14 protein-coding genes are annotated in these 13,232 nt (G+C 66.6%); 9 read left to right on the top strand and 5 right to left on the bottom strand.

From position 1 onward, the window contains the following. The first annotated feature begins 37 nt into the window (after positions 1–37). The 6 genes from DVU99_RS13330 (at position 38) to DVU99_RS13305 (ending at position 4,907) form a co-directional block, all read left to right on the top strand. A complete protein-coding gene (locus tag DVU99_RS13330; RefSeq protein ID WP_232823607.1) occupies positions 38–400 on the top strand; it encodes a DUF427 domain-containing protein in 363 nt (120 codons plus the stop codon). Between the two features lie 26 nt (positions 401–426). Beyond that, entirely contained in the window at positions 427–1,173 is a 747-nt protein-coding gene (locus DVU99_RS13325) for an SDR family NAD(P)-dependent oxidoreductase (RefSeq protein ID WP_114240715.1), read from the top strand. A gap of 243 nt (positions 1,174–1,416) precedes the next feature. Further along, positions 1,417–2,310, top strand: a complete 894-nt coding sequence (locus DVU99_RS13320) for a LysR family transcriptional regulator (protein WP_114240714.1) — start codon at positions 1,417–1,419, stop codon at positions 2,308–2,310. A gap of 211 nt (positions 2,311–2,521) precedes the next feature. Beyond that, complete coding sequence (locus DVU99_RS13315; protein WP_114240713.1) at positions 2,522–3,526, top strand: aldo/keto reductase; 1,005 nt, start codon at positions 2,522–2,524, stop codon at positions 3,524–3,526. 26 nt (positions 3,527–3,552) lie between these two features. Next, the gene (locus DVU99_RS13310; protein ID WP_114240712.1) at positions 3,553–3,879 is read left to right on the top strand and encodes a carboxymuconolactone decarboxylase family protein; all 327 of its coding nucleotides are present in this window, start codon (positions 3,553–3,555) and stop codon (positions 3,877–3,879) included. 44 nt (positions 3,880–3,923) lie between these two features. After that, the gene (locus tag DVU99_RS13305; RefSeq protein WP_114240711.1) at positions 3,924–4,907 is read left to right on the top strand and encodes an aldo/keto reductase; all 984 of its coding nucleotides are present in this window, start codon (positions 3,924–3,926) and stop codon (positions 4,905–4,907) included. 14 nt (positions 4,908–4,921) lie between these two features. Here the strand turns inward: DVU99_RS13305 and DVU99_RS20240 are convergent, their stop codons facing one another. Continuing rightward, the gene (locus DVU99_RS20240; protein WP_255412916.1) at positions 4,922–5,044 is read right to left on the bottom strand and encodes a hypothetical protein; all 123 of its coding nucleotides are present in this window, start codon (positions 5,042–5,044) and stop codon (positions 4,922–4,924) included. A 246-nt stretch (positions 5,045–5,290) separates the two neighbouring features. On the opposite strand from DVU99_RS20240, the gene DVU99_RS13300 reads away from it, so the two are divergent. Further along, on the top strand, positions 5,291–6,316 hold the full coding sequence (locus tag DVU99_RS13300) for an aldo/keto reductase (RefSeq protein ID WP_114240710.1): 1,026 nt from the start codon (positions 5,291–5,293) through the stop codon (positions 6,314–6,316). Positions 6,317–6,403: 87 nt separating this feature from the next. On the opposite strand, the gene pgm is transcribed toward DVU99_RS13300, so the two are convergent. From pgm to DVU99_RS13280, 4 genes are all read right to left on the bottom strand, one after another. Beyond that, a complete protein-coding gene (pgm, locus tag DVU99_RS13295; protein WP_114240709.1) occupies positions 6,404–8,056 on the bottom strand; it encodes a phosphoglucomutase (alpha-D-glucose-1,6-bisphosphate-dependent) in 1,653 nt (550 codons plus the stop codon). Between the two features lie 177 nt (positions 8,057–8,233). Then, positions 8,234–8,500, bottom strand: coding sequence for a DksA/TraR family C4-type zinc finger protein (locus DVU99_RS13290; protein WP_114240784.1), 267 nt, complete (start codon positions 8,498–8,500; stop codon positions 8,234–8,236). Between the two features lie 142 nt (positions 8,501–8,642). Then, the gene (locus DVU99_RS13285; protein WP_114240708.1) at positions 8,643–9,062 is read right to left on the bottom strand and encodes a GNAT family N-acetyltransferase; all 420 of its coding nucleotides are present in this window, start codon (positions 9,060–9,062) and stop codon (positions 8,643–8,645) included. A 15-nt stretch (positions 9,063–9,077) separates the two neighbouring features. Further along, the gene (locus DVU99_RS13280) at positions 9,078–10,571 is read right to left on the bottom strand and encodes an efflux transporter outer membrane subunit (protein ID WP_114240783.1); all 1,494 of its coding nucleotides are present in this window, start codon (positions 10,569–10,571) and stop codon (positions 9,078–9,080) included. 335 nt (positions 10,572–10,906) lie between these two features. Between DVU99_RS13280 and DVU99_RS13275 the strand changes: the two genes are divergently transcribed. Continuing rightward, positions 10,907–11,305 (top strand): OsmC family protein, encoded by a 399-nt coding sequence (locus tag DVU99_RS13275; RefSeq protein ID WP_114240782.1) that lies wholly within the window; start codon positions 10,907–10,909, stop codon positions 11,303–11,305. Between the two features lie 247 nt (positions 11,306–11,552). Next, the gene (locus DVU99_RS13270; protein WP_157971438.1) at positions 11,553–13,178 is read left to right on the top strand and encodes an MASE1 domain-containing protein; all 1,626 of its coding nucleotides are present in this window, start codon (positions 11,553–11,555) and stop codon (positions 13,176–13,178) included. The last annotated feature ends 54 nt before the right edge of the window (positions 13,179–13,232 follow it).

Raw genomic sequence — 13,232 nt, 5'->3', positions numbered from 1 at the left:
CGCCATGAACCAGCCTCAGGTCGCGCCGACGAGAACCGTGAAAATCCCTGGACCGGATCATCCCATCACGGTGACGACCAGCCCGCGACGCGTGGTGGTGACCGTCCACGGCAAGGTGATCGCGGACTCGCGCCGCACGCTCACCCTCAAGGAGGCGAGCTATCCCCCGGTGCACTACATACCCCGCGAGGACGTGGACATGTCGCAGCTCCAACGCAGCGAACATGTCACGTACTGCCCCTACAAGGGCGAGTGCCACTACTACGGCATTCCGCTCGGCGGCGAGCGCGCCATCAACGCGGCCTGGACCTACGAAGACCCTTACGCCGCGGTCGCCGGCATCAAGGACCACCTCGCCTTCTATCCCGACCGCGTCGACAGCATCGACGAACAAGCCTGAAAAACCCAACCCAAGGACATCGCATCATGTCAACGCTCACTGGCAAGACCGCACTCGTCACGGGTGCTTCGCGCGGCATCGGTCGCGCCGCCGCCCTCGCATTGGCCAAGGCCGGCGCGCAGGTACTGGTCCACTACGGCAGCGCGCAGAACGAGGCCGACGCCGTGGTGGCGGAAATCACCCAGGCGGGCGGTCGCGCCCAGAAGGTCGGCGCCGACCTCGGCAAGCCCGACGGCCCGCATGAACTGGCCCGGCAGGTGCGCGACATCGTCGGCGACCGACTGGACATCCTGGTCGCCAACGCCGGCGTATCCAGGGCCGCACCCATCGAGGAACTCACCGTGGAGGACTTCGACCAGTTGTTCGCGGTGAACGTGCGTGCGCCCTATTTTCTGGTGCAACAGTTGCTGCCCAGCCTGTGCAAGGGCAGCAGCATCGTCTTCACCTCGTCGCTGGCTGCGCGCGCGGCGGTGGGCACGCTGTCCGCCTATGCAGCCACCAAGGGCGCCATCGACACGATGGTCAAGCACTTCGCCGCGGCGCTGGGCGAGCGCGGCATACGTGTCAACGCGGTCGCGCCCGGCGTGGTGGAAACGGACATGTCCAACTTCACCAAGACCGAAGCCGGCCGCGACGTCACGCTCGGCATGCAGGCCCTCAAGCGCATCGCGAAGCCGGACGACATCGCCGGTGCCGTGGCCTTTCTTGCCTCCGACGATGCCCGCTGGATCACCGGCGACACGCTCCGCGTGGACGGCGGCTCCAAGTTGTGACCCCAGCACCCGGCTCCCCCGCCGGGCGCTTCACTCGCCACAGCACACTGCCCGGAAAGCCTTTGCCCGGCAAAGCGTGGCTCCACCTGCCGTCGCGTCATGTTCGCCCTAGTGGAATGTCTATGCGCCGCGCCCCTCGGGGATGGGATTCGACCGATCACTGTGGAGCACCCGCTTCGCGCCCAGTTCATTGACAGAAGATAATGGGCTCAAGTCTTTCATTCCGGCACAACCGGGGGCCTTGTGGCGCGCGAGAACTTCAATGACCTGCTGGCATTCGTCGCCGTGGCACGCGAGCAAAGCTTCACTCGCGCAGCCGCCAGGCTGGGCGTTTCCCAGTCGGCGCTCAGCCATACGCTGCGCGCACTGGAAACGCGACTCGGCGTACGGCTGCTCACCCGCACCACGCGTAGCGTTGCACCCACCGAGGCCGGCGAGCGCCTGCTGCAATACATCTCGCCACGCATCGACGAGATCGAGGCGGAAGTGGCCGCTGTGGCCGAGCTGCGCGACAAACCCGCAGGCACCCTTCGCATCACCGCCACCGAGCACGCGGCCGATACCGTGTTGTGGCCAAGGCTCGCGACGCTGCTGCCCCAGTACCCGGACATCAGGGTCGAGATCGCCATCGACTACGGCCTCACCGACATCGTGGCGCAACGCTACGACGCGGGCGTGCGACCGGGCGACCAGGTGGCCAAGGACATGATCGCCGTGCGCATTGCCCCCGACATGCCGATGGCCGTGGTCGGCGCGCCATCCTGTTTCGCCAGCCGGGCAACACCCAGGACGCCGCACGAGCTGACGACGCACAACTGCATCGGCCTGCGCCTGCCCACCCATGGCGGCGTCTATGCCTGGGAGTTCGAGAAAGGCCGGCGCGAACTGAAAGTGCGGATCGAAGGACAGCTGGTGCTCAACAGCATTTCGCAGATGCTGCATGCTGCCCTCGCCGGCCTGGGCCTGGCCTTCGTGCCCGAGGACATCGTGCGCGAGCATGTCGCCAAAGGGCGCCTGGTGCAGATACTCAAGGACTGGTCGCCGACCTTCCAGGGCTATCACCTGTACTACCCGAGCCGGCGGCAGTCGTCGCGCGCCATGTCCCTGCTGGTGGACGCACTGCGCTATCGGCCCTGACCGGTCCCGCGCGGTCATTGATGAATGAGGCTCATGGCCTCAATCAGGATCGGGCGCTTAATCACCGGCGGCTGCCGCCTTAGCATGGCTGCCGACACTCCTGGCCAGCCCCGGGCGGCCAGCTTCGCCGCGCCTCCACGCGGCGCGCGCCACACTTTCACGACTGCAGGCAGGCCATCGGCCGACCCTGCCCGTTCCCACGGAGAATCCCATGGATTACCGGTATCTCGGGCGCAGCGCCCTGAAGGTATCCCCCTTGTGCCTGGGCACCATGATGTTCGGCGGCGAGACCGACGAAGCCACCGCGCAGCGCATCATCGACAAGGCCCGTGAACAAGGCATCAATTTCATCGACACCGCGGACGTTTATCACGCGGGCCGCTCGGAGGAAGTGGTCGGTCGCGCTCTGCAGGCGCAGCGCGACCATTGGGTGATCGCCACCAAGTTCAGCCACCCCGCCGGCCAGGGACCCAACGGCCAGGGCCAGTCGCGCAAGTGGATCTACCAGGCGGTCGATGCCAGCCTGAAGCGGCTGGGAACCGATTACATCGACATCCTCTACTTTCATCGCACGGTGCTCGACGCCCCACTGGAGGAAGGCGTGCGCGCCATCGGCGACCTGATCCGCCAGGGCAAGCTGCGTTACTTCGGCCTCTCCAATTTCCGCGGATGGCGCATTGGCGAGGTGTGCCGCATCGCCGACCAGCTGGGCATGGAGCGCCCCGTGGTGAGCCAGCCGCTGTACAACATCGTTGACCGTACCGCCGAGGTGGAGCAGCTGCCCGCGGCCGGCTACTACGGCCTTGGCGTCGTGCCTTACAGCCCATTGGCCCGTGGCGTGCTGAGCGGCAAGTATGCGGTGGACGCCCCGCCGCCGGCCGACAGCCGCGCCGGCCGCGGCGACCGTCGCATCCAGCAGACCGAGTGGCGCCCGGAGTCGCTGAAGATCGCGCAGGCACTTGCCGCACATGCCGCCGCACGCGGAACCACGTCGGTGGCCTTTGCGATCGCCTGGGTACTGCGCAACCCGCTGGTCAGTGCCGCCATCACCGGCCCGCGCACCGAGGCGCAGTGGGACAGCTACATGGATGCGCTGGCATTCCAGCCCAACGAGGACGACGAGAACCTCGTCAACTCGCTGGTGCCCCCGGGCCATGCCTCGACACCCGGCTACACCGACCCGGCCTATCCGGTCGAGGGTCGCAAGCTCGCCTGATGAACCTGCCACCACGGAGTCCACTCATGACCGCATCAAGCACGCCCGCGGAACACCCGTTTGCCCGCGTGGCCCCGGCGCTGGCCGACTACACCCAGCACGTGTTGTTCGGCGAAGTGTGGGAGCGCCCGGGCCTCTCGCCACGCGACCGCAGCCTGATCACCGTGGCCAGCCTGATTTCGCTGTATCGCATCAACGAGCTGCCATTCCACCTGAAGAAGGCGCTGGACAACGGCATCACGCGGGATGAACTGGCCGAGGTCATCACCCACCTGGCCTTCTATGCGGGCTGGCCGTGCGCGAGTTCGGCCATCAGCATTGCGCAACGGGTGTTCGATGAGGCCGGCATCTGACGCCCCAGCCTGATCGACGCGCCCCTCCACTGGAATCACCCGACATGCAAACACGCACACTTGGCCGCAGTGGCCTCGAAGTCTCGGCCCTCGGACTGGGCTGCATGGGCCTCAGCTTCGGATATGGCCCCGCCACGGAAAAGCAGCAGGCCGTGGCACTGATCCGCTCGGCGTTCGACCAGGGCGTGACCTTTTTCGATACCGCGGAAGCTTATGGCCCCTTCACTAATGAGGAACTGCTCGGTGAGGCCCTGGCCCCCATGCGCGACCAGGTGGTGATCGCCACCAAGTTCGGCTTCCTCGACGGTGACGCGCAGAAGGGATTGGACAGCCGCCCTGAACGCATCCGCAGCGTGGCCGACGCCTCGCTCCGGCGCCTCCGCACCGATCGCATCGACTTGTTCTACCAGCATCGCGTCGACCCGAACGTGCCCATCGAGGATGTCGCCGGCACCGTTGCCGACCTCATCCGCGAGGGCAAGGTGAAGCACTTCGGACTGTCCGAAGCCGGCCCGCAGTCCATACGGCGCGCGCACGCCATCCAGCCCGTCACCGCACTGCAGAGCGAGTATTCGCTGTGGTGGCGCGAGCCGGAGGCCGAGATCCTGCCAACGCTCGAGGAGCTGGGCATCGGCTTCGTGCCCTTCAGCCCGCTGGGCAAGGGCTTCCTCACCGGCGCCATCAGCGAACAGACCACCTTCGACGCGACCGACTTCCGCAATATCGTGCCGCGCTTCTCGCAGGAGGCACGCAAGGCCAACCAGGCACTGGTCGACCTGCTCGGCGGTATCGCCACAAGCCATCACGCCACGCCCGCCCAGATCGCGCTGGCCTGGCTGCTGGCCCGCAAGCCGTGGATCGTGCCGATTCCCGGCACCACCAAACTGCATCGCCTGAAGGAGAACCTCGGGGCAGCCGCCATCGTCCTCGGCGGACAGGATCTCGCGGACATCGAGGCGGCGGTGGCACGCATTCCGGTACAGGGCGCGCGTTATCCCGAGCACCTGCAAAAACGCGTGGATCGCTAGGGCGTCAGGGCCGGTCAATCCGATGGAGGCTGCTGGCGCATGCGGGCCAGCAGCCAGCGTTGCTCCAGGTGATGGGCAATGGCAATTTCGGCGACGAGCGTACCTGCAGCAAGCAGACCAACCAGCACGGTTGTCATGGCAGACCCTTCCGTTCTCGTGTTGCGCGCAGGCCGCCTTGCCGCCCGCGCCGACCCTGCCAGTCAACTAGGCGCCTGGTGCAATCGTGTGACCCGCAGGTGGCGTTCTGGTTACCCGGCTGGACGTGGCCATGATCGTCATGTCGACTCATGGCCCCGGCATCGGCGATGACCAGCCGTCAACGCCTTGGATCGTGACAAGTCAACCCCATGAAGAGGTTTTCCGACACCAGCAGAGGGCTTCCCATGGAATATCGGCAATTGGGCGCATCCGGGTTCAAGGTACCCGTACTGAGCTTTGGCACCGGCACCTTCGGCGGCAAGGGCGAGCTGTTCAGCGCATGGGGCAACACCGGCGTGGCGGAAGCCAGGCGGCTGGTCGACATCTGCCTGGATGCCGGCCTCACCATGTTCGACAGCGCCGACATCTACTCCGACGGCGAGGCCGAATCGGTACTCGGCGAGGCCATCAAGGGTCGCCGCGACCGTGTGCTGATCTCCACCAAGGCCACCTTCCGCGCTGGAGAGGACGCCAATGACGTGGGGTCCTCGCGCTATCACCTGTTGAAGGCCTGCGATGCAGCACTCAAGCGCCTGGGCACCGATTACATCGACCTGTTCCAGCTGCACGGCTTCGACGCCATGACGCCGGTGGAAGAGACGCTCTCCACGCTGGACGACCTGGTGCGCGCAGGCAAGATCCGCTACACCGGTGTGTCCAACTTCTCCGGCTGGCACCTGATGAAGTCGCAGGCCGTCGCCGACCGCTACGGTTATCCGCGCTACGTGGCCAACCAGACCTACTACTCGTTGATCGGCCGTGACTACGAGTGGGAGCTGATGCCGCTCGGCCTCGACCAGGGCGTGGGCGCCGTGGTGTGGAGTCCGCTGGGCTGGGGCCGCCTCACCGGCAAGTTGCGCCGCGGTGCGCCGCTGCCGGCCACCAGCCGCCTGCACAAGACCGGCGACATTGGCCCGCAGGTGGACAACGAATACCTCTACCGCGTAGTGGATGCGCTGGACGAGGTAGCCCGGGAAACCGGCAAGAGCGTGCCGCAGATCGCGCTGAACTGGCTGCTGCAACGCCCCACCGTGTCGACCGTGGTGATCGGCGCACGCAACGAGGAACAGCTGCAGCAGAACCTGGGCGCGGTGGGCTGGAGCCTCACCAAGGAACAGGTGGCCAAGCTGGACAAGGCCAGCGAGTTGCCTCCGGTGTATCCGTACTGGCACCAGCGCGGCTTCGCCGAGCGCAATCCGCCGCCGGTGTGATTGGCACAGGCGACGGACGCGACCGCTGCTCCGTCGCCTTCGCGCATGCCCTCCCGTTGGCGCCGCCGCCAACGGGAGGGCGCAGGCTCAGGAGGCGTTGAGCGCCCCGTCGACCATGGCCTGGGCCTCTTCGAGCAGTCGCTGCAGGTGCGCCTCGTCCTTGAAGCTTTCGGCGTAGATCTTGTAGATGTCCTCGGTGCCCGACGGACGCGCCGCGAACCAGCCATGGGCCGACGCCACCTTGATGCCGCCAATCGCGGCTCCATTGCCGGGTGCGCGATCCAGCACCACCTCGATCTTCTCGCCAGCCAGCTCGGTGCTCTTCACCTGCTGCGGCGACAGCTTGGACAGCTTCGCCTTCTGCTCGCCATTGGCCGGCGCATCGACGCGCTCGGACAACGGCTGACCCAGTGCGGATGACAGCTCGCGATACAGCTCACCCGGATCGCGATCGGCGCGCGCGGTGATCTCGGCCGACAGCAGCGCAGCGGCAATGCCGTCCTTGTCGGTGCTCCACACGCCGCCGTCGCGGCGCAGGAACGAGGCACCCGCGCTTTCCTCTCCGCCGAAACCCAGCGAACCGTCGAACAGGCCGTCGACGAACCACTTGAAGCCCACCGGCACTTCGTACAACCGCCGCCCCAGGCGCTTGGCCACGCGGTCGATCAGCGCCGTGCTGACCAGGGTCTTGCCCACGGCCGCGTCGCCGCGCCACTCCGGGCGATGGCGATACAGGTAATCCACCATCACCGACAGGTAATGGTTGGGCAGCATCAGGCCACTGCTGCGCGTGACGATGCCGTGGCGGTCATGGTCGGTGTCGCAGGCAAAGGCCACGTCGTAGTGGTCCTTCAGGCCGATCAAGCGCTGCATGGCATGCGAGGAGGATGGATCCATGCGGATCTTGCCGTCCCAGTCCACGCTCATGAAGCGGAAGGTCGGATCGACCACGTCGCTGACCACGGTGAGGTCGATGCCGTAGCGTTCCGCGATCGGCGCCCAGTAGTGCACTCCGGCGCCACCGAGCGGATCCACGCCCAGGTGCACGCCGCTGCCGCGGATGGCGTCAAAGTCGATCACGTTGGCAAGGTCGGCCACGTAGGCAGCGATGAAATCGTGCTCGTGCGTGGTGGACGCACGCAGCGCCTGCGCATAGGGCACGCGTCGCACTTCGCGCAGGCCGCCTTCGATCAGCGCATTCGCGCGCTTCTGGATCCAGCCGGTGACATCGGTATCGGCCGGGCCGCCATTGGGCGGGTTGTACTTGAACCCGCCGCCATCGGGCGGGTTGTGCGACGGCGTCACCACGATGCCATCGGCCAGCCCGGCCGTGCGCCCTCGGTTGTAGGTGAGGATGGCGTGCGAGATCGCCGGCGTGGGCGTGTACTCGCCCCCCTTGGCGATGAGCGCCTGCACCCCGTTGGCGGCCAGCACCTCCAGCGCGCTTTCGAACGCCGGCTGCGACAAGGCGTGACTGTCGATGCCGATGTAGAGCGGGCCGTCGATACCCTGCTGGGCGCGGTACTCGCAGATCGCCTGGGTAATCGCCAGCACATGCCACTCGTTGAAGCTGCGGTCGAACGAGCTGCCGCGATGGCCTGACGTGCCGAACGAAACACGCTGGCCGGGCACAGCCGGATCGGGGCGAAGATCCACGTAGGCGTCGCGCAGGCGCTGCACATCCACCAGCTGTGCCTCGGGCGCCTGCTTGCCGGCCAGCGGACTCAGCCGGCCACTCATCGGCGCACCCCGGCATGGCGGGGCGACAGGAACGGGACACGGCAGTCGAACGGAATCATGCGAAGGCGCACTCTATGACGACGGAATGCGAAACCTTCGCTCCAGCACCGCGGGCCCGTCAATAGCAAGACGACCCGTGGTTGGGCGCGGTTATGCCTGGCTGCACCCAAACGCGGCTCAGCGCAGCTGGCTGTCCTTGCTGCCGCGACGGTTGTAGCCACTGAATGCGGCTTCCTCGCGATCGTGTGCGGCCTGGCAGGCCACGCACAGCCGCACACCCGGCACCGCCACCCGGCGCGCCTCGGGGATGAGGGCGTCACATTCCTCGCAGTGCGTGAGGCCCGGACCCTGCTTCAGCCGGCTGCGCGCACGCTTGACCGCGTCATCGACGGTCGCGTCGATCTGGTCTTGTACGGCGCCATCGCCAGCCCAGCCGGTTGCCATGCCCACCTCCGGATCATTGCGCCTTGCGACGCACGACGGCCCTCGATGGGCCGCCAGCCTTACGAGATATGGGCGGGCACCGATGATTCCAGTGCCGCGACAGGCCCCGGGATGCCTCGTTCAGCGAGGCGCCGGGCCCTGCTCAGAAGCGCTTGCGCAGGAAGTAGCGCGCACCGCCGCGCGGGTGATCGGGAATTTCGCCGAACACCGAATAACCGAGCTTTTCGTAGAACCCGCGTGCCTGAAACGCAAAGGTGTCAAGCCACGCGCCAACGCAGCCGCGGGCCCGGGCGATGGACTCGGCCTGCTGCATCATCGCCGTGCCCACGTCCTGGCCACGCAGGGACTGGGGCACCGCCAGCAGATCCACGTGCAGCCAGTCCAGAGCGGTTTCGCCCCACAGGCCGCCGATGGTCGCACCCTGCTCGTCGCGCAAGGCAATCACCAGCGGACGAATGTCCAGATCGGGCACCTGGCTGCGGTTGTACGCACGCAGCGGCGTAGCGATGGCTTCGCGGTCAGCCCCGGTGGGCTGGTCGATCTCCTGCAGCTCGAATTTCATGCATTCCCTTGAATATCAGCGCGGGCTGTCCTTGGCCGCCGCGGCCTGCTTGTCGCCGGCCGACTCGATTTGCGCCACATCGGCACTGCCATCGAAACCGCCGCCCAGCGACTCGATCAGGCGCACGGAAATGTCCGCCTGTTCGCTCTGCAGGGCTGCCAGGCGTTGCTGGGCCGTAAGCAGTTGCTGGCGGCTGGTGAGCGGCGTCAGCGGACCCTTGAGGCCGCCGCGATAGGCTTTCATCGCATCGTCCCAGCTCTTCTGCGCATCATCCACCGAACGCTGCTCCAGCACGATCTGCTGGCGCACCGAGTTGAGCGCCGACACCTGGTCGGAAACATCGTTGAGCGCAGCGATCAGCAGGCCGTTGTAGCGCGCCACCATGGCGTCGTATTCGGCATCGGCCACCGTGAGTTCGGCGCGTCGGCGGCCACCGTCGAACAACGGCAGGCTGAGCGCGGGACCAAACGCGTAGTTGCGCGCCGGCAGCTGCAGCACATTGGTGCTGCCGCCCACCGCTATGAAGCCGGCAATCGCCGACAGGCTGATGTTCGGCAGGAATTCGGTCTTGGCCGCCTTGATGTCCTTGTTGGCCGCCTCGATTTCCCACCGCGCCGCCACCAGGTCGGCGCGCCGGCCGATCAGGTCGACCGGCAGCTTGTCCGGCAGCACCGCCGGGCCAAGATCCGCCATGTGCGGACGTTCGATGGCAAGGCCGCGATCCGGGCCTGCGCCCAGCAACACGGAGAGGCTGCTGCGCGCGGCATCAATGGCGCGGTCGGCGGCCACCTTCTGCTGCTCGGCGCCCGCCACCTGCGAGTCGGCCAGGTGTTCCTGCTGCGGGGTATCGAGCCCGCCCGCCACCAGCTTGCGGGTGACATCGAGCGTGCTCGTGGCGCGCGCGAGCTCCTGCTCGGCCACATCCTTTTCGGCAAATGCATAACCCAGGCGCACATAAGCGCGGGCCACGTTCACCGACAGTTCGATACGCGCGGCGTGCACGTCGATCTCGGCTGCACGACTGCGGCCCAGCGCGCCCTCCCATGCGGCACGCTTGCCTCCCCACAGGTCCAGATCCCAGGAGAACCCGGTGCCGATCGACTTGCTCCACGCAAACGTGCCCAGCACGTACTCGGGATAGATCGGGTTCTTCTTCGACAGGTACGCCCCGGTGATCGAGGCATTGGCCTCCACCTGCGGCATGCGCCCGGCATTCACGCTTTCCGCCACCGCCTGCGCCTGGCGGGCGCGCGCCTGGGCCTGGTCCAGGCTCGGGTTGTTCTTCAGCGCCTCTTCGATCAGCGCGGTGAGCTGCGGATCGTTGTAGCCCACCCACCAATCCTGCGCCGGCCACGCGGCCGGGCTGAGCCGGGTATCCGCCAGGCTGCGCTCGGACGCCAGCTTGTCGGGGTCGGTCATGGTGCCCGTGGTGTGCAGGCCACGACTGGTCACGCAACCAGTGAGGACCAGGCAAAACGCAATGGTGGCGGAGAGTGCGGTAGAACGCATGATGGGGATCATCCGAATGGAAGGCGGGCCGGCGTGAGCAGGCAGCGAGGCTTGCCACCCCGGTGTGCGCTGCCGACAGGCGCGCAAGACGGGCGGAGAGTGGCGTCGCCGGGCCTTGGGCAGCCAGGCATGAAACGGGGAGTGTGCACGGAGACCAATTATATCGCTCCATCGCCTGAGACGCATCGCGCAGCACGGCGACAATGGGCCTACACACCCTCTACCTTTGTCCAATTGCAACCGGGCCGATTGACCGGGGTGGGCTTGGCGATCGGGACAACGCCCTCTAGGCTGCAACCCCATGCTTGCCATTCGAGGGAACGCCCATGCCACGCATCGCATCCGCCGCCGTCGTCTCGACCGACAGCAATTACCTGCACCACATCCAGGCCGGCCATTACGCCCTGGATACCGACGAACCCGTCAAGCTCGGCGGCCAGGGCGCGGCTCCGGCGCCATTCGACTATTACCTGGCCTCGCTCGCCGCCTGCACCGCGATCACGCTTCGCATGTATGCGCAGCACAAGGGCTGGAACCTGGGCGAGTTCCGTGCCGAACTCGAATTGACGCGCGACGAAAACGACAGGTTGCACGTGCATCGCACGCTGTACTCCGACCAACCCTTGAGCGAAGAGCAATGGCATCGATTGCTGGAGGTGGTGGCCAACACGCCGGTAACCCGCGCCATGCGCGAGGGCGTGGAGATCAGCAGCGATCGCGCACAGGCAGCGTGAAACAACCGCACTCCTTCGCAACGCGGCCCCACGCGAGGGTCACCACCCACCCGGCAAGCGCCAGCCGTTACGATTGACACGGGCCGGACATCCCGGCTCGATAAGAAAATGTAGCCCACGCCGAGCGATCCGGATGATCGAAGGCATGAATGGCATGCCACACACGAGCGCGACCCGATGCCGGTCGCCCATGGTTCCCGCGGCCACACAGCCACGAAACCGCGCAACCGATGGGGGAAGAAACACGATGGAGAAAGCGACCTGGCATCGCCATTGGGGCCGCCATCTTTTTGCCTGCATGTCCTACGCGATCGCCAACGCCATGCTGCGCGGAATGCCCTCCTCCCACTTGAGCCTTGCCGCTGGACTGCGCATGGCCTGCCTGCTGCTTGCACCTTACCGGTACTGGCCTGCGCTGATCCTGGGCGAAAGCCTGCCACTCGCCGGCTATGCATGGAGCAACGCCGACACCTTCGGATGGCGCTGGGCGCTCGCGTCAACCATGCCACCGATGGCACCCCTGGCAATCCTGGTCGCCCTCGCGCGGCGCCATGGCCGCCTGTTTCGCAGTGACGGCAGACTCGACATGCCGTCGCTATTGGGCTTGATGCTGGCCGGCGCCTTACTGATGTCGCTGGACGACGCCATCGTGCTGACCTCCGCGCAAACACCATCGATAGGCATGGCGACGGCCATCGATATGCGCATCCTGCTTGGCTTCGTTCTTGGCGATTACCTCGGTGCACTCACAGTGGTTCCGACAGTGATGGCGGCCTATCTGTGGCTGTTGAAGCCACCCAGCGCACCCGCATGGAACAGCGGACTGCTGCGGGACTGCGTCATCGGCGGCCTCGTGCCGCTGCTCGTGCTGCTGAGCCTGGCATTCAGTAGTCAGGGCGATGGCATGCAGGTGTTTCGCATAGCCATGTTCCTGCCCGTCGTATGGCTGACCTCACGCCACGGTTGGCCAGGCGCCGCCATCGGCGGCAGCCTGGCCAGCCTGGCCGTAACCTTCACTTCATCGGTCCTGCAGGACCCCGGCGTCATCCAGGCACAAGCGCTGATCGCCTTTGCCGCCAGCACCCTGCTGCTGCTCGGTTCGCGCATAGCCCACCAGGACCACTCGACCCAGGCCGATCACTCCGACACGTTGCGCGGCTTTCAATTGGCGCAGCAGGGCATGTACCTGGAGGAGCTGCGCCTGCGCCAGGCGGCCGACGCACTCGAACGCATCGGCCGCAGCATCCTTGACAACCATCAGCGCCTGCTCGAGCGCCTGCGCCACGCACTCCCCCCGAGCGAAGAGCGCACTTACAAGCACCAGGCGGCCATGGCGCAACATGAAATGCACCGACTCGCCAATGCACTGTATCCACGCGGCTGGCGTGAGCGCGGCGTGCCGGCCACGCTTCGCGACGGCCCCTTCGCGCAGGCCATCCACGCCAGCGGCGCCAGCTACCAGTGCGAACTCACCGGGCGCGGACTGAGCCAGCTCGCGCCCGATGTACATATGGCGCTGTATCGCCTGGCCTGCGAGGCGCTGGTACACGTCCTGTCGCAGGGTCCGATGCAACACGTCCAACTGCAACTCAGGGGCGGTCATACCCGGGGGAAGCGCTGGGTCGTGATGCGCCTCAGCGGGATGCATGCCACCGCCCCTGCGGGACCCGACCTCGCGCCTGAGCCGTGGCGGCAGGCCATGAGCCTGCTTGGAGCCAGCGGCCTGGGCATCGCCTCCATTCGCGATCGCGCGCAGATCTATGGCGGCCAGCTGCACCTGCGCGAGCACGAGGGAACGCTTGTCGTCACCCTGCTGCTGCATGATTCGCTGCGCGCCGCTGGCGGAACTCCGGGCGGCACCGCGATTCGCTAAGCCGCCTTCACACAACCGTCACAAAACGCCGCTAGCTTCGGAAGGCCCTGGACA

Source organism: Dyella sp. C9, assembly GCF_003332825.1.
Taxonomy (GTDB): domain Bacteria; phylum Pseudomonadota; class Gammaproteobacteria; order Xanthomonadales; family Rhodanobacteraceae; genus Dyella.
The sequence above is the reverse complement of the archived record's forward strand: the minus strand, read 5'-3'. Positions and strand labels throughout refer to the sequence as shown.

What these genes read in the sequence shown, in the direction of transcription:
- DVU99_RS13285 (WP_114240708.1), bottom strand. Translation starts at nt 9,062, where the DNA reads ATGAAATTCGAGCTGCAGGAGATCGACCAGCCCACCGGGGCTGACCGC.
- DVU99_RS13310 (WP_114240712.1), top strand. Translation starts at nt 3,553, where the DNA reads ATGACCGCATCAAGCACGCCCGCGGAACACCCGTTTGCCCGCGTGGCC.
- DVU99_RS13270 (WP_157971438.1), top strand. Translation starts at nt 11,553, where the DNA reads ATGGAGAAAGCGACCTGGCATCGCCATTGGGGCCGCCATCTTTTTGCC.
- DVU99_RS13325 (WP_114240715.1), top strand. Translation starts at nt 427, where the DNA reads ATGTCAACGCTCACTGGCAAGACCGCACTCGTCACGGGTGCTTCGCGC.
- DVU99_RS13315 (WP_114240713.1), top strand. Translation starts at nt 2,522, where the DNA reads ATGGATTACCGGTATCTCGGGCGCAGCGCCCTGAAGGTATCCCCCTTG.
- pgm (WP_114240709.1), bottom strand. Translation starts at nt 8,056, where the DNA reads ATGAGTGGCCGGCTGAGTCCGCTGGCCGGCAAGCAGGCGCCCGAGGCA.
- DVU99_RS20240 (WP_255412916.1), bottom strand. Translation starts at nt 5,044, where the DNA reads ATGACAACCGTGCTGGTTGGTCTGCTTGCTGCAGGTACGCTCGTCGCC.
- DVU99_RS13290 (WP_114240784.1), bottom strand. Translation starts at nt 8,500, where the DNA reads ATGGCAACCGGCTGGGCTGGCGATGGCGCCGTACAAGACCAGATCGAC.
- DVU99_RS13280 (WP_114240783.1), bottom strand. Translation starts at nt 10,571, where the DNA reads ATGCGTTCTACCGCACTCTCCGCCACCATTGCGTTTTGCCTGGTCCTC.
- DVU99_RS13300 (WP_114240710.1), top strand. Translation starts at nt 5,291, where the DNA reads ATGGAATATCGGCAATTGGGCGCATCCGGGTTCAAGGTACCCGTACTG.
- DVU99_RS13305 (WP_114240711.1), top strand. Translation starts at nt 3,924, where the DNA reads ATGCAAACACGCACACTTGGCCGCAGTGGCCTCGAAGTCTCGGCCCTC.